The sequence below is a fragment of the Paenibacillus sp. IHBB 10380 genome (assembly GCF_000949425.1).
In the GTDB taxonomy this organism is placed as follows: domain Bacteria; phylum Bacillota; class Bacilli; order Paenibacillales; family Paenibacillaceae; genus Paenibacillus_AQ.
The window spans coordinates 4,891,142-4,915,059 of the sequence record NZ_CP010976.1; the positions used below are offsets into that span (position 1 = coordinate 4,891,142).

The window sequence follows — 23,918 nt, forward strand, 5'->3', positions numbered from 1 at the left end:
TTCTTTCTGGTTACGTAAGAAAATGAGAACGATAAATTTTATCTATTTGAAGCGATTGACCATTTATGAGCTCTGTTGCTCTTTTCCCACTTCGATGACAATCCGTCATGAGAAAAAAGCCATATGCTTATGATTTAAGCATATAGCATCTATTGAAAATTTAAGTTAAATTCTTAATTCCCCATTTTATAAGTAATCCAGCATGAGTAAGCCCACTACCAAAACCATAAATGATAATTTGATCTCCGTATTTAAGTTTATTCTGCTGTACGGCAGTATGTAGAGAAAGGGGAATAGACGCGGAAGAAGTATTACCATTATAGGTTGCGCTATGTAGCGTTTTTTCGAATGGGAAATTTACCTTTGCACAGATCGATTCAATCATCTTCAGGTTAGCGCTATGTGGAACGAACCAATCAATATTGTCCCAGGTCGTCTGTGATTGCTCCAGAAGTTGTGTAGTTCCCTCTGTAACGGTTCTTACCGCCCACTTATAGACCTCTCTACCATTTTGAACAATATTCCCACAGCCTTGGAGTGGAATACCCTGCATGACCTCGGATAGTCCTGAGCGGTATACATGGATTCCTCCACCTCCATTGGTACCCATATGAGATGATATAAAACTAGGATCATGCTCATCGTACTCTACAAGAACGGCTCCTGCGCCATCTCCAAAAAGAATACATGTGTTACGATCGGTATAATCAGTCACTTTTGACATCGTTTCACCGGCAATAACTAATACCTTACGGTTAAGTCTAGCAGTGACTAATCCATTAGCTAAATGAAGAGCGTATGCGAATCCAGCACAAGTAGCATTTAAATCCATAGCTCCAGTACCCTTAATGTTAAAATGATCTTGAACAAGGCAGGCTACACTGGGAAAATTAAAGTCAGATGTTGTCGTTGCTACTATGATCATATCAACGTCATCTATAGTTTGATTGTAGGTGTGAACTAAATTTGCTACAGCTTGGATACATAAATCAGAAGTGAATTCTTCTTTGCTCGCAATCCGACGTTCTTTGACTCCTGTGCGTTGCGTAATCCATTCATCGTTGGTCTCGACCAGGGCCTCTAAATCAGAATTAGTTAAAATATGTTTAGGAGCGTAGCTGCCAATTGCGGTTATACGTGCTTTAGATATACTCAATATGATCACTCCTCTAAGTAAAGTAGAACAATACCATTATAGCACTACATATTAGTACTATGTCTTGGGGCTTAAATGAAATATTGGAATGAGCCTGTATTAATGATGGCTTCAGGGACCATAGATTATTATGTCTATTCCTCATTATGATCATTCCAAGTGGGCTATTCTAAGAGATCAGACTGGGTACCCCTTTGATTGTACCTGATGAAGAAGGTATTAAAGGTTTAACCTTATCCAATGCGATGTATTTGTCGACATGGATGGATGATTGGATTACATTACCGCTGGATGAGAATTTATTTGTGGATTAATTAAAGTAACGAATTCAGTTTATCCACAGCTAATAAAAGTGAAGAACACGCATAAATATAAAAAACAGACCTGTGGATATCTTTTTTCTGATAATAGAAAATAAATTAAACTGAATTTAGAGTACTAAATATTAGTACGTTATATATGATGCGTACTTTGAAATGAACGGAAATAAAATACAGGGGGAGGCATCGTTTCTTCTGATGGCAGATAAGGATGGTACGTTTTATGCTCTTAAGAGTCAGAGACCAGACCCAGTTTGTGGTATAGAGAGTTTAATTTTGCTGCAATTGCTCTTGATCATGGATATATCTATGGGATGTGTAATGGGCTAAATGAAGCAGGTGCTACCTTGAAGTAGGTGTATAATCCAGATGAAAGTAAGGCAAAAATATTCTGCAATGTATAGAGGCAGTCATAAGATCGAGCAATATCACAGTCATCTTAGATATGGATGGATATATTGAACTGAAAAAGTACATCGATATAGCAAGAGGTCGTGAAGGCGATTTAGCTGTACCTCGTGAATCATGAAGGAGAATATCGTTATAGTCTAAAAGGTCAGATTGGTTATCTATGCTTTGGTCAGTTAAATAGAGATTGTATGGAACGCACAGAGCTAGCTATGACACAACTTGTTGTATTTACATAGATCTAATCTTATTGATGGAGTACCTTATGTTCGTACTACTATTCACTATGAGCTTCTTTTCTACCTGAATCTTTAGTAGGGCAATTGATTCGTTCGTTCCAACAGTTACGTAATTATCGTATCTCTCTATTGCCCGATCAAAAGCAGGAGTTTCAACTATTAATAAGTCAGATAGATGAATAAGTAAGCGTGGGAAATATGGACGAGGAATGCTTTATGCTGCGATTATATGAGTTGTTATATAGGGCTGCCGATTTGCGTCAGGTTAAGGTTGGAGAACGAGATTCCGTTCTGATAAGGAGAACGATATTCAATATGTCATTACTTATCTAGTAGATCACTATGAATGAAGTAGGGATGGATGAAATTGCTCCATACCACCGATGATTAACGGGAGAGAATGAAGAAACAGGGGCATCGCCTAACGATAGATTATTTACATTGATAATGGAAGTAATACAGATTCATAGCCAATAATGTAACACTTTTGTTACCGATGGTCATTGGGGAGCAAGTATAATAATAAAGTAGAAAAGGGGGATACCCATCTCCCAACGATGACACATGGTGTAACAGGGCAGAATTGAATACTTTCGCAAGTGTAGCGAAATGGTTAAGGAGGACATACATGGGTGGAAAAACATGGATACGTGCTCTCGTTCTGTTATGTATGAGTATAATGGTCCTTACCGGATGCAATAGTTCTGAAATTTCTTGGGATTCCTTTGAAGGTGCAGCCAATGAAAAAAATTTCCCTGTACCTAAGGTGGCTAGCAAGACCGACCGACCTACGGGCAATTCAGAGTTGAATTACGTTCGTTACTCGCTGCCTGGGCTAAAGGAAGAGGATAGTATTCCTGAGGTCTATTTGCAAACTATAAAAAGTTGGGGTTGGCAGGAGAAAGAGGATGAACAGAGCGATACATCAAGAGTATTTAATAAAGACAGTCGAGTGGTTCAAGTAACGATTCATGATGATTTTTTCATGATCATGGTGCCTAAAATCGCTGATAAGTCTGTCATACGTAGTCTAGATAATAAATAATTAAGAAGAAGATCCCTTTCATGATAAGAAAGAGGATCTTTTTGTATTCTAAATATTTGAGATATATCTTATTGCTTATAGTAGGAGATGTCCTTAACGTTAAATTTAATCATGCCATCTTTCCGTTGACGAGATAGTTTTACATAGATATATATTCTTGGCAATATGTACCAAAAATGCCAAAATAGCAAGGAGATGATAAAGGATAACGGGGACCAGAAAGTTAGAATAAGAAAAACACATAAGCCGATCCATCCGGTATGGAAATAAACTTTGCGAAATAAAGGGTAGTTAATATGCTGATTAGGCATGTAACCTAACCAAGGGAGCTTCAAGGAGAACGCCCATTTTTTATGATAATGAAATCCTGCAATTAATAGTACAGAACGAGAAATGACATATTGAATCCACAAAACGATGGGTGCCGCTAAAATAAAATAAAAAATACTTGTCCAATGAAGCATGGTTATTTCCATAACCAATGCGATACATGGAAGAATCATATAAAACATCATTAATGGGTTAGATACCGGTACTTTTTTAATAAGTTTGTATTGATAAAAGGTTGCTCTCGGTTCTGTTTCTCCTACCATATAATACGACTCTCCTCCTTTGAGGTTTCTTATAATAAATATATCGGTTTAAAAATAGTTTTTGTAAAGATGTAAAATGTATATAGTACAGACACGTCAGAAGAGGCAGTCGAATACACATGTAAGATAATAAAGGATGGATCACAAGAAATATGAAAGTTCTATGAAAAGGTTTAAAATAGTAGAAACTGTAGCATACTGATAGGAAAAGAGACAAGGTGGGATGGTTGATATGGATAATCAAACCGAACACGTCTGTATTATTTGCGGGCAAGATAAAGAAGAGGGAATATGTATTCTCTCTCAATTTATTTGCGAGGCTTGCGAATCGGAAATGGTGCATACGAACACGGAAGAAGTAAAATATCGTTTTTTTATTCATCAAATGAAACAAATCAGTGAGCAGGTCAATGTTTAGACTATAGTGAAAAAATAGGGGCGGCGTAGGGCGGCTCTTTTTTTAAAATATCAGAGGGTACGAACTTTCTAATATTTCATCCATAAACGAATGTTGCCCTTGTGGGACGATATTCGTTTATCCTTGTTTATGGGAGTGGGTTTGTGAAGAAGGACATGAGATAATACAATAGAAGAAAGGCAATTATAAAATGAAGTTAAGCATAGGCGTCAAGTCTGAATTGCGCTAAAACAGCCTATAGACTTATGTATGGAAGGAACCGAACGATTCATGTCTATAAAACACAGAAAAAAATCCGATTTGGTTAGTGAAGATATAACAATTCATAACGATATAAAAAGTGATAATAATCAGATCGAGTATGAGATTAAAGAGTGTGAACGTACAAGCAGTGCACCTCTATATGAGGCGTTGCTTGAATATAAAAGACGAGATTGTGCGTCTTTTCATGTTCCTGGTCATAAAAATGGTCAAGCTTATACCTCTTCTGATGGAGCAGGATTATTGTCGGATATCATGAGGATCGATGTTACAGAAATTACGGGTACGGATGATCTTCATCATCCGGAGGGCATTATTCGTGAAGCCCAGTCGCTTGCTGCTAAGTGTTTCGGTGCAGAGGAGAGTTATTTTCTTATAGGAGGCAGTACGGTGGGGAACTTGGCACTCATCTTGACCGTATGTAGTGGTCCTGAAGATGTGCTATTGGTTCAGCGGAATGTACATAAATCTGTGTTACATGGTCTGATGTTGGCAGGAGCGCAAGCGGTGTTCATGCAACCGGAAATAGATCCTGTAACTAGACTGGCGATAGCTCCCTCCAATGAGACAGTGAAGCAAGCATTATTGGCTTATCCAGAGGCTAAGGGTGTACTTGTCACGATGCCTAATTATTATGGTATGGGTAGGGATCTTACGTCATTGGCAGACCTTTGCCACGGCTATAATGTGCCTTTGCTTGTTGATGAGGCACATGGTGCTCATTTCGGGCAGCATCTTGATCTGCCCCCAAGTGCATTGTCCTGCGGAGCGGACGGTGTTGTGCAGTCAACACATAAGATGTTAGCTGCGCTCACGATGGGCGCGATGCTGCATGTGCAGGGTATGCTTCTAGACCGCACGCTGCTTCGGCAGCGGCTTGCGATGATCCAGAGCTCCAGCCCATCATACCCCGTGATGGCTTCGCTTGACCTAGCCCGCCGCCAGTTGCACGTGGGCGGCGCGGACACCTTCACGGCGGGACTCGCCGCCGTGGAAGCATTCAAGCGCGGGCTCGCGGAGCTGCCGCGCTTCGGGCTGCTGCAACCTGCGCAGCCCGGGGAGACTCCCGCCGGCGAAGACGCGGCGGGTAGTACCGCGCCGCCGCTAGCTTCGCTGGCGGCGTATGCGACGCAGGACCCTTTTAAGGTCGTCATATATGACGACTCCGAGGTCCTAAGCGGCTACGAACTTCAGCGCCGCCTAGAAGCGTGCGGATGCATCCCAGAGATGAGCGACGCGCGGTATGTCGTCTTACTCTTTAGTTTAGGATCTACCATGAAGGATGTTAGGCACCTTTTGGAGGTTGTACAGCATATATCTATAGAAATGGATGAGGCCCATGGGCAATATGAAAGGGGCTCATTTGACTCTAATACTGTCGAATTTTCCACGTGGAACATTTTTTCGGGAAATTTATCACTTCCTGTTCCTTTCGGACTCAAATCATTACCTACAAAAATGATCGAACCTGTATTATTAGAAGAGTGTGCAGGAAGAATTGCAGCAGAGATGATTATTCCTTATCCGCCAGGGATTCCAATATTATATGCGGGTGAGGAGATCACGTCCGAGGTTGGTCAACAGTTAATGAGTCTTGCTGAGGCAGGAGCTAAATGCCAGGGAGCTGCTGATCCTGATCTGCACACCGTTAACGTCTATAAAAAGGTCAGAAAGCAGGAAAAATAATGAACACAAGAGGCAAATTTATTACACTCGAGGGTGGCGAAGGATCCGGCAAGACAACGGTTATTAGTCGGTTAAGTTCTTATTTGGAGAGACGGTTCTTACCGCACCTCCTTACACGTGAACCCGGTGGTATTGAAATTTCAGAGAAGATTCGTGATATTATTCTTGATCCCCATAATACAGCAATGGATGCAAGGACAGAGGCGTTATTATATGCGGCTTCAAGACGTCAACATTTAGTAGAAAAGGTTGAACCAGTACTACAAGCGGGTAATATTGTTCTATGTGATCGTTTTGTTGATAGCAGTCTTGTGTATCAGGGGTATGCTCGGGGACTTGGAATTGAAGAAGTGTGGAATATGAACAAGTTTGCCATTGATTCTCTTCTACCCGATGTTACATTCTATTTAGACATTGAGCCTGAGCTTGGGCTATCCCGTATTGATGCTAGCAAGGAGAGGGAAGTGAATCGCCTGGATTTAGAAGGGCTAGCGTTTCATCATAAAGTTCGTGAGGGATATAGAAAGCTAGTGGAGCTTTATTCAGATCGAATCATTGTGATTGATGCATCGCAAAAACCTGAACAGATAGAAAATGACATTATTCAGGCTATGGAGAAGGGTATCTTAAAGGATTTTTATTGATCTCTGTCAAATAGTGTAGTATAGAAGAGGTAATAGTCGTGAGTGACTCTATTATAATGAGGAGGGAATGCAAGATGAAACTAATCGTTGCGATTGTACAGGATAAAGATAGTAATAGGCTGTCAGGAGAATTGGTGAAGGCTAATTTTCGTGCTACGAAACTTGCTAGTACAGGAGGGTTCTTGCGTGCAGGTAATACCACATTTATGATTGGGGTAGACGACAATCAGATAGAGTCTGTAATGAGTGTTATTAATAAGAGTTGTAAGGTACGTGAACAGTTAGTTACGCCAGTAACACCGATGAGTGGAACGACAGATTCCTATTTGCCACTTCCGGTAGAAGTTCAAGTAGGTGGGGCAACGGTATTCGTATTGCCTGTAGAGCGGTTTGAACATTTCTAATTGATTTCTTTATTGGTCATTATAAAGGCAGGTGCTATCCTTTGAAAATAAATCCAGGTTTCAGACCTATTAAAAGTGAGCTTCCTCTCCCAGAGGGAGGAGCCAAACCAATTATTCAACAGTCGTTTTCTGATGTTATTCAACAAAAAGGGCAACAGGCTACGCAAGAAGAGCTAGGACGCCGATTTAAAGAAATTCAGATGCAAGGAGATCGTCTTGCACGATCTATGACAATTCGAGAGTTGAAATCTTATCGTATGATGGTTAAAAGATTTCTTGAAGATACAGTTCGGCAAGCTGTCACGATGAGGGATACCCGAGGCTGGGATCGACGTGGCCGAGGCAAACGATATAAATTAATTGATGAGATTGATTCTGTATTACTAGCGATGGCGGATGAGTTATTAGAGAGCGAAGAAGGTAAAATAGATTTGTTACAGCGTATGGGTGAAATACGTGGAATGCTGATTAATTTAAGCTTCTAACACCCAGTAGGTGAGTTGTAGAATGATTACCAGGAAGTGAGGAATTATGTCTTTTAATGATATTATAGGTCAGGATACGGTGAAGCAAATGCTTCAGAATGGACTACGCAGTGATAATATGAGCCACGCCTATTTATTTAGTGGTCCTGCGGGTAGTGGTCAGATGAAGATAGCATTAACCTTTGCGCAGGCGATATTCTGTACGGAATGTAAGGATGATGCCTGTGGACATTGTCTAGAATGCCGTAAAGTAGAGCATGGCAACCATTCAGACCTACATCTAATTTCTCCCGACGGTTCAACGATCAAAATTGACCAGATCCGCGGATTACAGCGGGTCTTTTCCTATCGTTCGGAATCTAAAAATCCGAAAGTATATATTATCGATCAAGCGGACAAAATGACGAATCAAGCTGCAAACAGTTTGCTAAAGTTTCTGGAAGAACCTCCAATTCCTGCTGTTGCTATTCTGATTGCTGAGAATGGACAAGCTGTCCTTCCTACAATTCAATCGAGGTCACAGCGGGTTCCTTTTAGCTCACTAAGCCCTGCGATAATGTTCCAAGTTTTAAGCGATGAGGGTTATCCTTCACCACTAATACGCTGTGCTATACATTTATCCTCAGGATTGGAAGGATGTAGGGAACTCCTTGAGCAGAATACGTTTGCAGAAATTAGAAATGTAGTGTTACAATTAGGTAAGGAGTGTATAGGCAAAGGCAGCTCACCCTTCATTACTGCGGGGACAAGACTGTTCAAGGCTGGACTCTCAGAACATATGGATATTCTGTTTAACCTGTTTCATTTGTGGTTCAAAGATATGCTCCATGTTCAATATGAAAGGCACGAAAGTATCGTTTTTATAGATCAGCTAGAGTTCTTGACATCACATGCTTCAACACGCACAACGGCACAGTGGGTCTCATATATGGACCTAGCCGCTGAATGTAAGAAGAAGCTACGTTTCAATGTGAATGCTCAACTCTGTCTGGAACAATTTCTAATTGGGCTTGGTGGATAATAAGCTATCAGCTCAAAGTTCGGTATCACCATGATGTGATGCAAGGGGGTTAGAGCTTTTGTATAGTGTAGTGGGTGTTCGCTTTAAAAAGGCGGGCAAAATTTATTATTTCGATCCGTTGGACTTTCCAATTGTAAAGGACAATAGCGTTATCGTTGAGACAGCGCGAGGAATCGAATATGGCAAAGTTGTAGTTGGAAAAAAAGAGGTGCAAGAATCCGATGTGGTACTGCCGCTGAAAAAAGTGATTCGAATCGCCAGTGATTCTGACGCCATTGTAGTGGAGGAGAATCAACTGGCGGCAAAGGATGCATTTGCTACCTGTTTAAATAAAATTCGGGATCACGAACTCAAAATGAAGCTCGTCGATGTAGAATTTACGTTTGACCGGAATAAAATTATATTTTATTTTACAGCTGAGGGAAGAGTGGACTTTCGGGAACTTGTTAAAGATCTCGCCAGTATTTTCCGAACAAGAATTGAACTGAGACAGATTGGTGTAAGGGATGAAGCCAAAATGTTGGGCGGGATTGGCCCATGTGGACGAATTCTGTGCTGCTCTTCTTGGCTTGGTGATTTCGAACCGGTGTCTATCAAGATGGCAAAGGATCAGCGTTTATCGCTGAACCCAACTAAAATTTCTGGTTTGTGTGGAAGACTCATGTGTTGCCTCAAGTTTGAGCATGATAATTACGAAAGTGTGAGAGAGGAACTGCCAGCAGTTGGAAAGTTTGTTGTTACCTCTTTGGGTGATGGTAAAGTTGTTGGCATTAATGCTGCTAGCCGTATTGTTCATGTGCAGATATTCGAACTTGGCAAAGTCAAAGAACTTCCAATGGATGATGTTGTCATAAAGTAGACCATAGAGGTTACTTTCGAGGTGGAAACTTGGAGAAGAAAAATGTATTTCAACGCATGCAGGAAATGGAAGCGCAAATGGGACAAATGCAAAGTAATCTAGGTGAACTGAAGTTGGTCATCAAGGAGCTATTGGAGGATAATAACCGACTACTTCTTGAGAATGAACAGCTTCGCAAAATTTTAAAAAGGGAGGTACAGCCTGCCGAAAATGGAGTCATTACTTCTTTGCCTCTCCACGCCTCAGAAGATATTATTCTTCCAGAGGATATCGTGGGTGAGGGATATGATAACCTTGCTAGGCTGTATCATGAAGGCTTCCATATTTGTAATGTCTATTATGGACACTTACGAACGGAAGGCGACTGTCTGTTCTGTCTTTCCTTTTTGAATAAATAACAAGCCGTAGGGAAATTTGCCTACGGTTTTTTTCAATATTAGAAGGATTGAACTTTTTAATATTTCATCGGTAACCGAATGTCGTCCTTTGGCGACGACGAAGTCGTTTATCTTTGCTAAATAATCTGAAGGTAAGGATTGAGTGTATGAATATAGAGAATATTAATTTACAAGATTCGGAACGTGTGGATGATTTACTTACACATGATCTCCATATTATCCAAAGTGATGAAGTGTTTAGTTTCTCCATGGATGCTGTTTTGTTAGCCCGATTTGCTAGTGTTCCACCTAAAGGTCGCATCCTTGACTTATGTACGGGGAATGGTGTTATTCCGTTATTACTAACGTCTCGAACAAAAGCAAATATAGAGGGTATTGAAATTCAACCCAGATTAGCTGATATGGCAAGAAGAAGTGTAGAACTAAATGATCTTCAAGAGTCTATCCTTATCCGAGAAGGGGATTTACGGGAGCTCCATTTAGAAATGGGTCATGGCGTATATGATGCGATTACTGTTAACCCTCCTTATATGCCGCTGAATGGAAGTGATATGAAACTTAATTCACATCATGCGCTAGCTCGTCATGAAATTAATTGTACATTAGAAGAAGTATTACAAGCTTGTTCACGTCTTGTTCGTCCGGGTGGAAAAGTCAATATGGTACATAAGCCACAACGCTTAGGTGAGTTAATGACTTTAATGCGAACTTATAGACTTGAGCCGAAGCGAATTCGCTTCGTTCATCCTCGCGCTCACCTAGAGGCCAATATGGTCCTTATTGAAGCGCTTCGTGATGGTAAACCAGAGGTTCGAATTCAACCACCACTTATTGTATATAATGAACAGAATGAATATTGCCAAGAGATGTTAGATATTTACTACGGATCAAAGGAGGGAGAACTATGAGTCTAATTAGGCAAAGCAGCTTTCAGGAAATAGAGGTGGGTAGTGGGTCATTGTATCTTGTAGCCACACCGATTGGTAATTTAGAAGATATGACTTTTCGTGCTGTACGGGTATTACAAGAATGTGACATTATTGCAGCAGAGGATACAAGACAGACGCGTAAACTGTTAACTCATTTTGATATTTCACCTTCTATGTTGTTCAGTTACCATGAGCATAATAAGGCTGCAAGTGGACCTGAATTAATTAGGTATATTATAGAAGGAAAAAATTTAGCATTGGTCAGCGACGCTGGTCTACCGGCGATTTCGGATCCTGGGTCAGATCTTGTTAAATTAGCTCTAGCAGCAGGAATTCGAGTCATTCCCATCCCAGGTGCAAACGCTGCTCTTACGGCACTTATTGCCTCAGGAATCTCAACCGAACGGTTCACCTTTGTGGGGTTCTTACCTCGTGAGCGTAAAGATATTAAGTCTTTGCTATCATCGCTGCAATCTTCACAAGGCACATTGTTGTTCTATGAATCACCACATCGGGTAATAAAGACCTTAGGCTTCTTACTGGAGTCGCTTGGGAATCGACGTGTTGTTCTTGCTCGTGAATTAACGAAGAGGTATGAGGAATGGGTACGCGGTACGGTAGAAGAATGTTTGACATGGCTAGAGGGACATCCGCCGATTGGGGAGTATGTGCTTGTTGTAGATGGCGCGAGTCAAGAAGAGGAACAAAAGCTTAGAGACGCTTGGTGGCAAGAATTACCCTTAGAAGAACACGTCGATCGTTATGAGAAGGATGGTATGACACGAAAAGATGCAATGAAGAAGGTGGCTTCAGATCGTGGGGTAACGAAGCGGGATATCTACAATGCCTTACTACAAGAATAAAAGACATCGTCGTCCTAGAGGGACGGCATTCGTTTACTGGTGAAATATTAGAAAGGTAACTTTCTAATATTTTAAGTGAAACGGTAATATGACGCCACAATGATAAGGATCTACAGTATTTTGACAAAAAAGAATGTCTCCCTCCGGCTCTGAGTTAAGCCGCGGAAGACATTAAGGAGATATTAAAAAGGTTAGAATTAACAATTTGATTATTGCTAGTATACACTATTTTGTTTAGTTTGTCACAGGTACTGGAATTTCGGAGATACATTCGCTGCAAACGATTTTACCTTTGAAGTATATAACGTTTTCAGCATTGCCGCAGAAGATGCAAGCTGGCTCGTATTTTTTCAGCATAATGCGTTCACCATCTACGTAAATTTCAAGAGCATCTTTCTCTCCAATACCTAGTGTACGACGCAATTCGATTGGGATAACAACCCGTCCAAGCTCGTCTACCTTTCTTACAATCCCAGTTGACTTCATCATACTAATCATTGCTCCTCTCGCGATTCTTCACAATGTCATAATTCGACATACTTCTCGCTTTTATGATATTTATAATACCAACGATTCCCAAAACAGTCAACCTATTAAATCAATTTTTTTTATTTATTTTATTGAGTGACGCGTTGCAGGGCTTAGGAGCATGAAAGATAAGGTTGAAAATGTGGATGCGATTCATGTCGATTTGGAAATTTAAGATCCGCCTAAGTTTGACAAGTTTCGACATACGATGTCGAAACTGAGCAGATATTTGTTGAAAAAGGGAGTTGAAGGAGTATGTTAGGTCGTCTAAATGAGGAAAAAGTATTCAAAGATCCAGTCCATAATTATGTCCATGTTCAGGATGCGACAATTTGGCGTTTGATTAACACTTCAGAATTTCAACGATTGCGTAGAATACGTCAATTGGGGACTTCCTATATGACTTTTCATGGAGCAGAACATAGTCGATTCTCACATTCGCTCGGGGTCTATGAAATTACACGTAAAATTATTTCTTTATTTGAACAGAATCACTATACGGATTGGCCGAAGGAAGAGAAGCTGTTGACTCTTTGTGCTGCACTCTTGCATGATTTGGGACATGGGCCTTTCTCTCATTCTATAGAAGAAGCTTTTCATATGAATCATGAGGATTGGACTTGCCGGATTATTATGGGGAATACTGAAGTACATGATATTCTACGTGAGGTAGATCCTGAATTGCCAGCGAAGGTGGCGTCAGTCATTGCCAAAACATATGATAAGCCCATTGTTGTTAATCTGGTATCCAGTCCACTAGATGCGGATCGTATGGACTACTTGCTGCGTGACGCTTATTATACAGGTGTAAATTATGGTACGATCGATGTTGACCGAATTATAAGGCTGTTAAGGCCTTACCAAGATCGGATTGTTGTAAAAGAGTCAGGTATGCATGCAGTGGAGGATTATCTCATGTCACGCTATCAAATGTACTGGCAAGTATACTTTCATCCGGTGACTCGCAGTTCGGAAATTTTACTTCGTCAAATTTTTCGTCGGGCGAAAGAACTATATAGGGGCCAATTCCAATTTAAATTTATGCTAAAACCACTACAAGGGTTGTTTGAGGATAATGTGACTGTGGAGTTATACCTTCAAATGGATGAATCACTCCTTCAGACTGCATTTATGCAGTGGATCGGGGAGGAAGATGACATACTGAGTCAGCTTTGTAGTCGCTTTATAAACCGCAGGCTTTATAAATATGTGGAATTGGAAACTTTGGATAAGGATATGATGAGTGAAATTAAGCTGGAATTTCAAAAAGCAGGTTTAAATCCCGATTATGATCTCGAAAGTGATTTCCCCACGGATCTCCCTTATGATGTTTTTCATCCGGGCGACGAGGCTAGTCAGAAACAAATTTTGCTATTGGATCGACAAGAACGGTTACTGGAAATTTCTGAAGTGTCGGATATTGTACGTTCTATAAGTGGACTGCATCGGGGGAACAAACACCTCTATTATCCAGAAGAGAAGCTTAAAGCGGCATTACCCATGTTCTCACCTGCGGTTGCTCGTATATTCAAGTCATAATATTATATTTATTAATCATCAAGTGATCGACAAGAAGGGAGTTTTTTAGAATGATGTTATTTGATACACACACGCATCTCGATGCACCGCAATTCGACGAAGACCGCGAAGAGGTCATAGCGAGTGCGTTAGAAGCGGGAGTAAGCAAAATGATTAACGTAGGGTTTAATCGAGAAACCATTCCTACGACAATGAAATTGGCTGAGCAATATGATTTCATTTATGCGGCAGTGGGCTGGCATCCTCAAGATGCCATTACCATGAAGGAAGAAGACATGGCGTGGATTGCATCCTTATGCAAACACGATAAAGTGGTGGCCATCGGCGAAATTGGTCTTGATTATTATTGGGATACCTCTCCCAAGGATGTTCAGCACCGTGTATTTCGTCAGCAAATCGGACTAGCTCGGGAGCTTAATATGCCGATTGTCATTCATAATCGGGATGCTCACGAAGATGTCGTCAGAATTTTGCGTGAGGAGAAGGCAAGTGAAGTTGGTGGTGTTATGCATTCTTATTCAGGTAGCTGGGAAACTGCTAAAAGTTGCTTGGATATGGGATTTCATTTATCCTTCGGCGGACCGATTACGTTCAAGAATGCGAAGCAGCCAAAAGAGGTCTTACAACAGGTGCCTATGGATCGATTATTGATCGAAACGGACTCCCCGTATTTGACGCCGCATCCATTTCGTGGAAAGAGAAATGAATCTGCGCATGTAAGATTAGTTGCAGAGGCTGCAGCCCAAATTAAAGGGGTTGACATCGAAGAGTTGGCCCAAATAACTACCCGAAACGCACTGGAACGATTTGGAATTTTGTAAGAAATGGAGAAAAACAGGTGTAAAAACGAGTAAAAGCGAATGATTAAGGTTTTTTAACCATATTAAGCGAGAATATTACATTATTTTAACCATTTATTCAGATTTACGTGGTTGATTACTCCTTTACAACATGCATGTAAACAGGATATCATCTTTTCAGTGGTATGAGCTGCTCTGTATTAGAACAGCAATATTTCCTGAACCAGTCTCGCTGAATCTCTTTGTATAAGAGAACGGGGAAACCAATATGACCAGATACTTCACAAAATTGTGTTGATGGCATATATGATTTCTTTACTAGGGTCTAGGGGTGAATTTGAGGGCGTGCGCCATGAGCGGATGACCTAAGATAGGGCGGCTCTCTTTCGTCCAAACCCGACAGCTAACCTCGTAAGCGTTATGAAGAGAGGCAACCTCGTGCATACATTTCCCATTGTTCTAACAATTGCGGAAGCCACGAAAGAGTTCCTCTAACTCTTTCTTTTGGCTTCTTTTGTTTTAGAATAAAGGTAATGATGTCATCATACTGTTGTTTAACAGGGGGTGACAAACATGTCGGGCAGACGGGTACATGATGCAGGACAGTATTTTATGTTAAGAGTCCTGTAAAAATTTAAATATAGTCACGTCAATTACAATCATGCGTTATCTTAGACGGCGAGGCTATGAAGGAGGATCGGAAAGTGGGCGGTTTTCAACAAGAAGAAACCCATGATTCACCATCATCCAGCATGACTTACGCATTGCGATGGAGGCATGAGTATTTAAGTAAGATCTCACTTGCAGCTATTATTTCAATCGCGATCACTCTTATGATTTTGCTGCTTGTTAGTTTTCAAGCGCGCAAACAAGTGTATCTGGTGGTAGATGGTCAAGTTAAAGCGGTGGAAACAAGTCGGACAATACTTCAGGAAATGCTGGATGAAGAGGCTATAGTACTGAAGCCAGAAGATCAAGTTTCCATGCCTTTGAACGGTTCACTTGTAGACGGGGATAAAATAGTAATTTCCCGTGCAGTTAAGATTCAAGTGACAGCAGATGGTCGAACGAAGACTAGATTTACAACTAAGAGCACAGTGAACGGTGCTATGAATGAATTAGGACTTTCACTAGAGAGCGATGATAAAATATTTCCTTCTCTGACCTCATCGGTCACAGATAATATGAACATTAAGATCGTTCGGATCAACAAACAGACTGTACAACGCACAGAGAAAGTACCTTTTCGGACTATTAAAACAGCAGATGCAACGGTCTTGAAGGGCAATATCAAAGTGGTACAGAAGGGGCAAACCGGAACGATCATTCAAAATATCGAGAAAATATACCAAGACGGCAAACTGGTGTCTATGCGTATGATAGGCAAAGAAGTACAGGCCAAGACACAGCATAAAGTGATTGCGGTAGGAACGAAGGTAGAAGCTCCTAAAGCAGTTGTGGCTCAAGCTAAGGTTAATTCTAAGAGTTCAATAACCAAAGTTAGCTCCAACAATCAGGTAAGTAAGGCTGGTGTAGATTTTACTTACAAGAAAGTACTAAATAATGTATCTATGACTGCCTATTCATCACAGGAGCCTGGGATTGGTACACGTACTGCTTCGGGCACTCGTGTAACGGAAGGACGTACAATTGCTGTTGATCCTAATGTGATTCCATTAGGTTGGTGGGTTTACATTGAAGGTATGGGCTTCCGCCGTGCAGAAGATACGGGCGGTGCCATCAATGGAAATAAGATCGATATGTACTTTGATTCTCTACAGAATGCACGTAACTTCGGTCGTAAATCAGGAAGAACAGTATATGTGATCGGACCTGTAAAGCCAGAGCTTAACTAATCTGCTTTAGGTTTTACAACAGCTTTCTAATGCTATAATATTAAGGTCATTGTTATGTCATGCTAAGAAGAGGTGTATTCCTCTTCTTTTTGTTGTTGTCTTGTCCAGGGAGGAATATTCGAATGATTAAAGAAATTATCGTTGTGGAAGGTCGCGATGATACAACAGCTATTAAAAGAGCGGTAGATGCAGATACTATTGAGACGGGTGGTTCAGCTATAAATGCCCGTATTCTACAACGAATTGCTCTAGCGCAAGAGCGTAGGGGCGTTATTGTATTAACAGATCCGGATCACGCGGGAGAGCGTATTCGCAAAATTATTACGGCGAAGGTGCCTGGATGCAAGCATGCATTCATTCCTGAAGCTGAGGCGACAAAAAAAGGTGATATTGGGGTTGAGAATGCCTCACCTGCAGCCATACAGCATGCATTAGCTCGAGTACATACCTCATATGAGGGCGCAGAGAGCTTAATTGATATGGAGGATCTAGTACAAGCAGGTCTACTTGTTCATCCCGAAGCATCCGCACGCAGGATGGCTATGGGCAACATTCTCGGGATTGGGTATTGTAACGGCAAGCAATTTCTTAAGCGCTTAGCTATGTTTCAGATTACGCGCGATGAATTTGTGTGTGCCCTCGCCCAAATAGAAGAGGGAGGTTAAATCATATGAATGGTATAGATGATATCGCTACACCACGGCGAACAAAAGAGATCATTCGGCGGCATGGGTTTTCTTTTAAGAAAAGCTTGGGTCAGAATTTCCTGATTGATCAAAATATATTAACTAAAATTGTAAATGCGGCAGAACTAGACTCCACTAAAGGGGCTTTAGAGATTGGTCCTGGTATTGGAGCACTTACGGAAAAGCTGGCACAGGTAGCAGGCACGGTTACTGCAGTGGAAATTGATCGCCGTCTTATTCCCATCTTGCAGGAAGTGCTGGAACCCTATCCGCATGTTCAGGTACAGCAGGCCGATGTACTGGAAGTGGACTTACAGGAATTGTTCCAGACTCAATTCAGCGAGGTGTCCAAGGTGAGCGTAGTTGCTAACTTACCTTACTATGTTACTACCCCGATCTTGATGAAACTACTCGAGGGAAAGTTGCCTCTAGAGCATATCGTTGTCATGATTCAGAAGGAAGTTGCTGAGCGAATGGCTGCTTCTCCAGGGAGTAAGGAGTATGGCAGTCTTAGTATTGCGGTTCAATATTACAGTGAGCCTGAGCTCATCTGCATCGTTCCCAACACGGTGTTCATTCCTCAACCTAATGTGGATTCGGCGGTTATCCGTCTTACAGTGCGGGAGCATCCACCTGTAGATGTGAAGGATGAGAGACATTATTTCGATGTGGTGCACTCTTCCTTCGCACAGCGGCGCAAGACCATTTCTAATAATCTAAAGAGTCGCTTTACACCCGAAGAAGGTCGTGAACGGATTGATGCTCTACTGGAGCAGGCCGGAATTACCCCTTCACGACGCGGGGAAACGCTTAGTTTACAAGAGTTTGCTACACTTAGTAATGTCTTGTTAGAAGCAGGTATTCACTAAATACCTCAAATTTAGATGAACCAATAAGAGCATTCGCCCATACCATGGGGTAGGGGTGATGTTCTGATGAATTTAGGAGACTTAGTCGTACGGAAATCGTATGGTGGAGATATTGCATTCCGTATCGAGGATTTACGGCAGAACTTCGCTGTACTTAAGGGGACGGAATTTAGGCTACTTGCGGATTCGCCGCTGGAGGACCTGGTAGCAGTTCCATATCCACCCGCTAATGAGAAAACACAGAGGGCACAAGTGAAGGCTACTGAGTCAATGTCGTTTCTTCAGCTTGATCAGGAGAGACAGACAGTGCGAAACCAAGCTCAAATGAATGGAGAATGGGATAAATCTATAGAGCCGTCTTATTTCGAAGTGCCAGGTAAGGTGTTGCATTTGGATGGTGATCCTAATTATCTCAAAAAAAGTCTGCATGTGTATGAACAGCTTCGTGTGCCAGCAGAGGGTCACTATGTGAGGGAAGCGGGAATGGCTGAGGCTCTATATAGGCTATTGCCTAAGGTACAGCCTAACGTTGTCGTTATTACGGGGCATGACGGTGTGTTAAGGCACCCACAACCAAGGGACCTCTATAGCTTAAACAGTTATAAAAATTCTCAAAATTTCGTTGCAGCTATTCAAATCGCTCGTCAATATGAACGGCACTTAGACGCATTGACGATTATTGCGGGAGCATGTCAATCACATTTCGAAGCCCTACTTCAGGCAGGAGCGAATTTTGCTAGCTCACCTGGACGAATTCTCATTCATGCGCTTGATCCGGTGTATGTGGCAGCTAAGGCGTCCTTCACCTCTGTGAGAGACACCATTAACATGAATGATATCCTTAACAATACAATCAGTGGCAGCCAAGGTGTGGGCGGCATTGAGACAAGGGGAAGCTATCGAATAGGTCAACCACGTCTTCTTGATTTATCTACGCTTAAGGTTACACCAGCGGCCATTTAGAGGGCCGGCGCTTGTGAATATGGAAGTGAATTGAAATTTCGTAAGCTGGGATATATTCTGGAAGAAATATAATAAAACCGCTAAATCAAACCATTGATTTAGCGGTTTTATTGTTGAAATAGGCTGTATTTTCCCCGTAAATATAGGCGCTAAAAAAAATCGTTGACAATTTATTTTTACTGCTGATATAATTAATGTTTTATTTGACAACCTTTGATAAGTTCGTTATAATGGACAAGGAAAGAGGTGGTCGTTAGAAATGGCTAATAATTCGCTGTTAGAAATTAAACACAGTTTAGATGCTCATGTAGGCCAGAAAATTATGCTACGGGCAAACGGCGGTCGCAGAAAGACTGTCGAGAGAACTGGTGTTTTGGAAGAAACGTACCCTTCTGTTTTTATTGTAAAGCTTGATCAGGAACAGCAGACTTTTAAACGTGTATCTTATAGTTATGCAGATATCCTTACCGCTTCGGTGGAAGTGACAATCTGTGGGAATAACGCTGAGATCGTTATTGAGCATATCAAAGTATAATATAACTAAAATAAAGACAGAACGGTCCTCTCTATGAAGAGGGCTGTTTTTTTGTCCTAAATATGGCGAAAACAAGAAAGTATGAGAAGCAGTGTAAGGCATCATAATAAGAGGGATCATCCGTGCAATCATCCCAGAGGAGGACTGCTTATGAGTCGCAAGAGACGTAGTGTCATGTCAGAGGAACTTAAGAATGAGCTTGCGAAGGACCTTGGATTCTATGATACCGTTCAGCAAGAGGGCTGGGGTGGGATTAGGGCTAAGGATGCAGGGAATATGGTGAAGAGAGCTATAGAGCTTGCAGAGAAAGCAGCAGCACGCAATCCTGATTAAGTCAGACCTTGATTCGGAGACCCGCCCATTAGGGAGGGTCTCCGTTTTTTAGAAAAATAAGCAGCAGAGTATAGTGTAAACTTATACTTCGCTGCTTATTTTTCTAAGGAGAACGATTACCGCACTTTAAGAACGGCAATGTTGTTTCTTCTTAAATAAGCAAATAAGAGTGTATTCTGGTGCGGTGTTATATTCGGAATGACTTGACAGACACAGTTTGGTATAATGTTTGAAGTTATCATGAGGGAAAAGTTGAGGGTGGGTGAAACGCCTTGAAAATTTATGAAAAAGCACCGGCCAAAATTAATTTGATGTTAGATGTATTACATAAACGTCCCGATGGTTATCACGAGGTAGAAATGGTGATGACAATGGTCGATTTATCAGATCGTTTAGAAATGGTGGAATTGCCGAGGGATACGATTATTATATCGAGTCAGGCTGGGTATATTCCACTCGATGAGAAGAATTTAGCTTTTCAGGCGGCTAGACTTATTAAAGATCGCTATGATGTCAAGGATGGTGTACATATCCATCTAGATAAAAAAATTCCTGTTGCGGCCGGATTAGCCGGGGGAAGCAGCGATGCTGCCGCAACGTTACGTGGCCTGAATCGACTCTGGGGCCTTGGAATACCGATGCATGAATTACAACTGCTCGGAGCAGAGCTTGGCTCTGATGTGCCTTTCTGTGTCACTGGAGGGACTGCCTTAGCTACAGGAAGGGGAGAGAAACTAACTCCAATTCCTAATCCACCGCAGATGTGGGTGATTCTGGCCAAACCACCTATCAATGTATCTACGGCAGAAATATATACACGGTTCAAGAGCAATCAAATTACGAAGCATCCATCAGCAGCAGCGATGATTGAGGCTATCCATTCAGGAAATTTCTACGATGTGTGCGGACAATTGGGTAATGTTCTGGAGGATGTTACACTTAAGCTACATCCACAGGTGCAACAATTGAAAGAAGCTATGATGAATCTAGGTGCGGAGGGCATATTGATGTCCGGGAGTGGACCAACGGTGTTCGGGCTTGTCTCTAAGGAATCGAAGGTCCCTCGAATTTATAATGGTCTACGTGGTTTCTGCCGTGAAGTTTATGCGGTACGTTCATTGACTTAAAGGTTTCTGCTCTTGTACAAACACGTATGAAAATGATATATTTATTATATAATATTCGGATTTAGCGAGGGGTATTTCGTGAAAAAGATAAAACGAAGCGCACGATTGGTGGAAATGACCCAATATTTGTTGTCCAGACCGCATACATTAATCCCGCTTACAACGTTTGCTGATCGCTATGGCGCAGCTAAATCTTCAATCAGTGAAGATATTGCTATTATCAAAGAAGTATTCGAGGACGAAGGCATGGGCCTGCTTCAGACGTTTGCCGGAGCTGTGGGTGGAGTACGGTTTATACCGAAGATCCCTAAAAAGCAGGCTCTGGCCTTTGCGATGGATTTATGCAGACGATTAGAACAGAAGGATCGTATTTTACCCGGAGGATATTTATATATGTCTGATTTACTGGGCGAGCCGGCACTTATGAATGAAGCGGGTAAAATTTTTGCGACGGCTTTTTCTGGAAAAGAGATTGACGTTGTGATGACGGTCGAAACCAAAGGAATTCCTTTGGCTTATGCTACAGGCGCACAGCTCAACTTGCCCGTTGTATTGGTACGTCGAGATCATCAGGTTACAGAAGGATCTGCTGTAAGTATCAATTATGTCTCGGGTTCACACAAAAGCATTCATACGATGTCACTATCTCGCCGTGCCCTAAAGGAAAAATCCAAAGTGTTAATTGTGGATGATTTCATGAAAGCCGGAGGAACGATTCAAGGTATGGTGGATCTGTTAGCGGAGTTTGATGCAGAAGTGGCAGGTGTGGGTGTATTAGTGGAATCAGGAGCGGTTGAGACTGAGGAACGTTTGTTGCATGATTATGTATCGTTGGCTACATTGACGGCGGTAGATTCTAAAAGCAAAGAAATTTCGATGAGTCCAGGTAATTATTTTAAAGATTAGACCTAATGACTAGAAAAAAATATTTGTCGATTTAGTGGCAATTTATAGGGGAAAAACTTCGAATAAACAAGAAGTCTGTCGAAACTTATTTTTCTAAAAAAAATTCCTGATTTTAGGATATTTTATTGTTAGAAAAAAAAGGATTTGGGTTTGCTGTGTGGAATTATACACCAAGTCTCTGAATGGAAAAAGGTGGTGAACACACACATGCAAATTACGGATGTCAGACTCCGCCGTGTTAATTCTGAGGGGAGAATGAAAGCAATCGCATCCATTACCATTGATAACGAATTTGTTGTTCATGACATTCGGGTTATTGATGGAAACAACGGAATGTTTGTTGCAATGCCTAGTAAGCGTACTCCTGATGGAGAATTCCGCGACATTGCCCACCCAATCTCTTCCGGTACTCGGGAGAAGATTCAATCTGCTGTCTTGGCAGAATACGAAAATGCGGCTAATGAAGAAGAAGTCATCGAAGAAGGCGCTTAAGATTTACTATTGGGGTACAAAGAAAAGGGGGCCATAAACATGGGCTCTCTTTTCTTTTTTCGTAGAATAAGATATATTCAGTAGTGAGTTCGAGACTAGGAGGTCAAGACCCTTGAAAAGAATGGCTATAGTTCTGGCCGCAGGTCAAGGCAAACGGATGAAATCCAAATTATATAAAGTGCTTCATCCTGTCTGCGGGAAACCAATGGTGGGACATGTGCTTAACACTGTCAAACAAGTCAATAGCGAGCGAATTGTCGTGGTCGTTGGACATGGGGCAGAAGCTGTACAATCTTATTTGGGAAATTCCGCTGAATATGTGTTACAGGAGCAACAACTGGGAACAGGACATGCTGTTAAAGAGGTTAAATCTTTATTAGGTGATGAGACTGGATCTACTATTGTAATCTGTGGAGACACACCGCTAGTCACGCCAGAGACGCTTGAAGGGCTCGTGCAGTTGCATGAGACTAACAAGGCGGCAGCAACGGTGCTAGTTGCCCAAATGGACAATCCTAAGGGCTATGGACGTGTTATTCGTGGTCAAGATGGTAGGGTTCTTCGGATTGTGGAACAGAAAGACTGTACCCCTGAAGAAGATGCTATTCTAGAGATCAACACAGGCACTTATTGTTTCGATAATGCTAAATTGTTCGCGGCCCTAGAGAGAGTGAATAACAACAATGTTCAGCAAGAATACTATTTGACGGATGTTATTGGTATTTTGGTGGAGGAATTAGAAACGGTTCTTGGTTACAATACGGATGATTTGGCTGAATCTATCGGCGTTAACGATCGCTTAGCACTCTCTGAGGCCGAGCAATTTATGCGCAAACGAATTGCCAAAAAGCACTTGCTAAATGGGGTAACCCTTATTGATCCAGCATCTACTGTCATCGGCGCAGACGTTATTATTGGCTCAGACACCATCGTATACCCAGGAACAATTCTCAAAGGGAATACCGTAATCGGCGAAGACTGCATTATAGGGCCCAACAGCGATATTGATTCTTCTACCATTGCTAATGGTGCAATTGTGAAGCATTCTGTATTGGATCAAGCTGAAGTAGGCTCCGGTACATCGGTTGGACCTTTTGCATATCTTCGTCCGAAGACAAAGCTCGGAGACGACGTCAAGATTGGTGACTTTGTGGAAATTAAGAATACTACGATTGATAATGGATCTAAAGTGTCTCATTTAAGCTATATCGGAGATGCTTTCGTAGGGAAAAATGTAAATGTCGGTTGTGGGGCAATAACAGTTAACTACGATGGGTATAATAAATATATCACTAAGATTGAAGACGATGCGTTCATCGGAAGTAATGTTAATCTTGTCGCTCCAGTGACTATAGGTAAAGGTGCTTTTATCGTTGCGGGTTCTACGATTACACATTCCGTAGGCGAGAACGATATGGGTATTGCCAGACAACGGCAAGAGAATAAGCCTGGATATGCGGACAAAATTCGTGCTCAGGCGCAGGCTAAGAAGAACAACAAGGGCTAATGCGCTTACAGGTTATCAAAAATTAGTTTAATTCATAGATCAGGTGGT

The 23,918-nt window shown here is 41.6% G+C and carries 26 protein-coding genes, 2 pseudogenes and 1 riboswitch; of the genes and pseudogenes, 25 read left to right on the forward strand and 3 right to left on the reverse strand.

Going from position 1 to position 23,918, the window contains the following annotated elements; translation table 11 throughout:
* Positions 1-160 precede the first annotated feature (160 nt).
* On the reverse strand, positions 161-1,156 hold the full coding sequence (locus UB51_RS22165; RefSeq protein WP_044879169.1) for a ketoacyl-ACP synthase III: 996 nt from the start codon (positions 1,154-1,156) through the stop codon (positions 161-163).
* Positions 1,157-1,341: 185 nt separating this feature from the next.
* Here UB51_RS22165 and UB51_RS28030 point away from each other — a divergent pair.
* The 3 genes and pseudogenes from UB51_RS28030 to UB51_RS22170 all read left to right on the forward strand — a co-directional run.
* Positions 1,342-1,467 (forward strand): annotated as a pseudogene (locus UB51_RS28030) (Gfo/Idh/MocA family protein); the annotation flags it as partial.
* A 439-nt stretch (positions 1,468-1,906) separates the two neighbouring features.
* Positions 1,907-2,123, forward strand: a pseudogene (locus UB51_RS29155) (Gfo/Idh/MocA family protein); the annotation flags it as partial.
* Between the two features lie 628 nt (positions 2,124-2,751).
* Complete coding sequence (locus tag UB51_RS22170; protein WP_044879170.1) at positions 2,752-3,168, forward strand: hypothetical protein; 417 nt, start codon at positions 2,752-2,754, stop codon at positions 3,166-3,168.
* A 68-nt stretch (positions 3,169-3,236) separates the two neighbouring features.
* Here the strand turns inward: UB51_RS22170 and UB51_RS22175 are convergent, their stop codons facing one another.
* Entirely contained in the window at positions 3,237-3,761 is a 525-nt protein-coding gene (locus tag UB51_RS22175; RefSeq protein ID WP_044879171.1) for a hypothetical protein, read from the reverse strand.
* 232 nt (positions 3,762-3,993) lie between these two features.
* On the opposite strand from UB51_RS22175, the gene UB51_RS22180 reads away from it, so the two are divergent.
* The 10 genes from UB51_RS22180 to rsmI all read left to right on the forward strand — a co-directional run bounded on the left by UB51_RS22180 (position 3,994) and on the right by rsmI (position 11,729).
* Entirely contained in the window at positions 3,994-4,179 is a 186-nt protein-coding gene (locus tag UB51_RS22180) for a sigma factor G inhibitor Gin (RefSeq protein WP_044880363.1), read from the forward strand.
* Positions 4,180-4,449: 270 nt separating this feature from the next.
* On the forward strand, positions 4,450-6,126 hold the full coding sequence (locus UB51_RS22185) for an aminotransferase class I/II-fold pyridoxal phosphate-dependent enzyme (protein ID WP_082063227.1): 1,677 nt from the start codon (positions 4,450-4,452) through the stop codon (positions 6,124-6,126).
* A complete protein-coding gene (gene tmk, locus UB51_RS22190; RefSeq protein ID WP_144407054.1) occupies positions 6,126-6,770 on the forward strand; it encodes a dTMP kinase in 645 nt (214 codons plus the stop codon). Before UB51_RS22185 ends, tmk begins: the two co-directional genes overlap by 1 nt.
* Before the next feature lie 74 nt (positions 6,771-6,844).
* Entirely contained in the window at positions 6,845-7,174 is a 330-nt protein-coding gene (locus UB51_RS22195; RefSeq protein WP_044879173.1) for a cyclic-di-AMP receptor, read from the forward strand.
* A 41-nt stretch (positions 7,175-7,215) separates the two neighbouring features.
* A complete protein-coding gene (locus UB51_RS22200; protein ID WP_044879174.1) occupies positions 7,216-7,659 on the forward strand; it encodes a YaaR family protein in 444 nt (147 codons plus the stop codon).
* Positions 7,660-7,705: 46 nt separating this feature from the next.
* Complete coding sequence (gene holB / locus UB51_RS22205) at positions 7,706-8,680, forward strand: DNA polymerase III subunit delta' (RefSeq protein WP_044879175.1); 975 nt, start codon at positions 7,706-7,708, stop codon at positions 8,678-8,680.
* A gap of 58 nt (positions 8,681-8,738) precedes the next feature.
* The gene (locus UB51_RS22210; protein WP_044879176.1) at positions 8,739-9,539 is read left to right on the forward strand and encodes a PSP1 domain-containing protein; all 801 of its coding nucleotides are present in this window, start codon (positions 8,739-8,741) and stop codon (positions 9,537-9,539) included.
* Between the two features lie 29 nt (positions 9,540-9,568).
* Positions 9,569-9,937, forward strand: a complete 369-nt coding sequence (locus tag UB51_RS22215) for an initiation-control protein YabA (RefSeq protein ID WP_044879177.1) — start codon at positions 9,569-9,571, stop codon at positions 9,935-9,937.
* 146 nt (positions 9,938-10,083) lie between these two features.
* On the forward strand, positions 10,084-10,845 hold the full coding sequence (locus UB51_RS22220) for a tRNA1(Val) (adenine(37)-N6)-methyltransferase (protein ID WP_044879178.1): 762 nt from the start codon (positions 10,084-10,086) through the stop codon (positions 10,843-10,845).
* A complete protein-coding gene (gene rsmI, locus UB51_RS22225; protein WP_044879179.1) occupies positions 10,842-11,729 on the forward strand; it encodes a 16S rRNA (cytidine(1402)-2'-O)-methyltransferase in 888 nt (295 codons plus the stop codon). The genes UB51_RS22220 and rsmI overlap by 4 nt, the downstream gene beginning before the upstream one ends.
* A gap of 234 nt (positions 11,730-11,963) precedes the next feature.
* Here rsmI and UB51_RS22230 read toward each other — a convergent pair whose 3' ends face one another.
* Entirely contained in the window at positions 11,964-12,218 is a 255-nt protein-coding gene (locus UB51_RS22230) for an AbrB/MazE/SpoVT family DNA-binding domain-containing protein (RefSeq protein ID WP_044879180.1), read from the reverse strand.
* A gap of 294 nt (positions 12,219-12,512) precedes the next feature.
* Here UB51_RS22230 and UB51_RS22235 point away from each other — a divergent pair, with 294 nt between their 5' ends.
* The 12 genes from UB51_RS22235 (at position 12,513) to glmU (ending at position 23,870) form a co-directional block, all read left to right on the forward strand.
* Entirely contained in the window at positions 12,513-13,796 is a 1,284-nt protein-coding gene (locus tag UB51_RS22235) for an HD domain-containing protein (RefSeq protein WP_044879181.1), read from the forward strand.
* Positions 13,797-13,846: 50 nt separating this feature from the next.
* A complete protein-coding gene (locus UB51_RS22240; protein ID WP_199924960.1) occupies positions 13,847-14,617 on the forward strand; it encodes a TatD family hydrolase in 771 nt (256 codons plus the stop codon).
* Between the two features lie 199 nt (positions 14,618-14,816).
* A riboswitch (cyclic di-AMP (ydaO/yuaA leader) is annotated at positions 14,817-15,029 on the forward strand.
* A 271-nt stretch (positions 15,030-15,300) separates the two neighbouring features.
* A complete protein-coding gene (locus tag UB51_RS22245) occupies positions 15,301-16,452 on the forward strand; it encodes a resuscitation-promoting factor (protein ID WP_044879182.1) in 1,152 nt (383 codons plus the stop codon).
* Between the two features lie 122 nt (positions 16,453-16,574).
* The gene (gene rnmV / locus UB51_RS22250; protein WP_044879183.1) at positions 16,575-17,117 is read left to right on the forward strand and encodes a ribonuclease M5; all 543 of its coding nucleotides are present in this window, start codon (positions 16,575-16,577) and stop codon (positions 17,115-17,117) included.
* Between the two features lie 5 nt (positions 17,118-17,122).
* Positions 17,123-18,007 (forward strand): 16S rRNA (adenine(1518)-N(6)/adenine(1519)-N(6))-dimethyltransferase RsmA, encoded by an 885-nt coding sequence (rsmA, locus tag UB51_RS22255; RefSeq protein WP_044879184.1) that lies wholly within the window; start codon positions 17,123-17,125, stop codon positions 18,005-18,007.
* Positions 18,008-18,073: 66 nt separating this feature from the next.
* The gene (yabG, locus tag UB51_RS22260) at positions 18,074-18,970 is read left to right on the forward strand and encodes a sporulation peptidase YabG (RefSeq protein ID WP_044879185.1); all 897 of its coding nucleotides are present in this window, start codon (positions 18,074-18,076) and stop codon (positions 18,968-18,970) included.
* Between the two features lie 259 nt (positions 18,971-19,229).
* Positions 19,230-19,505, forward strand: coding sequence for a biofilm formation stimulator Veg (gene veg / locus UB51_RS22265; protein WP_044879186.1), 276 nt, complete (start codon positions 19,230-19,232; stop codon positions 19,503-19,505).
* A 150-nt stretch (positions 19,506-19,655) separates the two neighbouring features.
* Positions 19,656-19,838, forward strand: a complete 183-nt coding sequence (locus UB51_RS22270; RefSeq protein ID WP_044879187.1) for a small, acid-soluble spore protein, alpha/beta type — start codon at positions 19,656-19,658, stop codon at positions 19,836-19,838.
* Between the two features lie 272 nt (positions 19,839-20,110).
* Entirely contained in the window at positions 20,111-20,965 is an 855-nt protein-coding gene (ispE, locus tag UB51_RS22275) for a 4-(cytidine 5'-diphospho)-2-C-methyl-D-erythritol kinase (RefSeq protein WP_044879188.1), read from the forward strand.
* A 78-nt stretch (positions 20,966-21,043) separates the two neighbouring features.
* Positions 21,044-21,871, forward strand: a complete 828-nt coding sequence (gene purR, locus UB51_RS22280) for a pur operon repressor (RefSeq protein WP_044879189.1) — start codon at positions 21,044-21,046, stop codon at positions 21,869-21,871.
* A 207-nt stretch (positions 21,872-22,078) separates the two neighbouring features.
* On the forward strand, positions 22,079-22,363 hold the full coding sequence (spoVG, locus tag UB51_RS22285) for a septation regulator SpoVG (protein ID WP_044879190.1): 285 nt from the start codon (positions 22,079-22,081) through the stop codon (positions 22,361-22,363).
* A 121-nt stretch (positions 22,364-22,484) separates the two neighbouring features.
* Positions 22,485-23,870 (forward strand): bifunctional UDP-N-acetylglucosamine diphosphorylase/glucosamine-1-phosphate N-acetyltransferase GlmU, encoded by a 1,386-nt coding sequence (gene glmU, locus UB51_RS22290; protein WP_199925051.1) that lies wholly within the window; start codon positions 22,485-22,487, stop codon positions 23,868-23,870.
* Positions 23,871-23,918 lie beyond the last annotated feature (48 nt).

Excerpts from the sequence above, each read along its gene's own strand:
- UB51_RS22230 (WP_044879180.1), bottom strand. The coding sequence starts at position 12,218 with ATGATGAAGTCAACTGGGATTGTAAGAAAGGTAGACGAGCTTGGACGG.
- rsmA (WP_044879184.1), top strand. The coding sequence starts at position 17,123 with ATGAATGGTATAGATGATATCGCTACACCACGGCGAACAAAAGAGATC.
- glmU (WP_199925051.1), top strand. The coding sequence starts at position 22,485 with ATGGCTATAGTTCTGGCCGCAGGTCAAGGCAAACGGATGAAATCCAAA.
- rsmI (WP_044879179.1), top strand. The coding sequence starts at position 10,842 with ATGAGTCTAATTAGGCAAAGCAGCTTTCAGGAAATAGAGGTGGGTAGT.
- UB51_RS22220 (WP_044879178.1), top strand. The coding sequence starts at position 10,084 with ATGAATATAGAGAATATTAATTTACAAGATTCGGAACGTGTGGATGAT.
- tmk (WP_144407054.1), top strand. The coding sequence starts at position 6,126 with ATGAACACAAGAGGCAAATTTATTACACTCGAGGGTGGCGAAGGATCC.
- UB51_RS22170 (WP_044879170.1), top strand. The coding sequence starts at position 2,752 with ATGGGTGGAAAAACATGGATACGTGCTCTCGTTCTGTTATGTATGAGT.
- spoVG (WP_044879190.1), top strand. The coding sequence starts at position 22,079 with ATGCAAATTACGGATGTCAGACTCCGCCGTGTTAATTCTGAGGGGAGA.
- UB51_RS22240 (WP_199924960.1), top strand. The coding sequence starts at position 13,847 with ATGATGTTATTTGATACACACACGCATCTCGATGCACCGCAATTCGAC.
- UB51_RS22185 (WP_082063227.1), top strand. The coding sequence starts at position 4,450 with ATGTCTATAAAACACAGAAAAAAATCCGATTTGGTTAGTGAAGATATA.
- UB51_RS22270 (WP_044879187.1), top strand. The coding sequence starts at position 19,656 with ATGAGTCGCAAGAGACGTAGTGTCATGTCAGAGGAACTTAAGAATGAG.
- rnmV (WP_044879183.1), top strand. The coding sequence starts at position 16,575 with ATGATTAAAGAAATTATCGTTGTGGAAGGTCGCGATGATACAACAGCT.
- UB51_RS22195 (WP_044879173.1), top strand. The coding sequence starts at position 6,845 with ATGAAACTAATCGTTGCGATTGTACAGGATAAAGATAGTAATAGGCTG.
- UB51_RS22235 (WP_044879181.1), top strand. The coding sequence starts at position 12,513 with ATGTTAGGTCGTCTAAATGAGGAAAAAGTATTCAAAGATCCAGTCCAT.
- UB51_RS22175 (WP_044879171.1), bottom strand. The coding sequence starts at position 3,761 with ATGGTAGGAGAAACAGAACCGAGAGCAACCTTTTATCAATACAAACTT.
- holB (WP_044879175.1), top strand. The coding sequence starts at position 7,706 with ATGTCTTTTAATGATATTATAGGTCAGGATACGGTGAAGCAAATGCTT.
- UB51_RS22180 (WP_044880363.1), top strand. The coding sequence starts at position 3,994 with ATGGATAATCAAACCGAACACGTCTGTATTATTTGCGGGCAAGATAAA.
- yabG (WP_044879185.1), top strand. The coding sequence starts at position 18,074 with ATGAATTTAGGAGACTTAGTCGTACGGAAATCGTATGGTGGAGATATT.
- veg (WP_044879186.1), top strand. The coding sequence starts at position 19,230 with ATGGCTAATAATTCGCTGTTAGAAATTAAACACAGTTTAGATGCTCAT.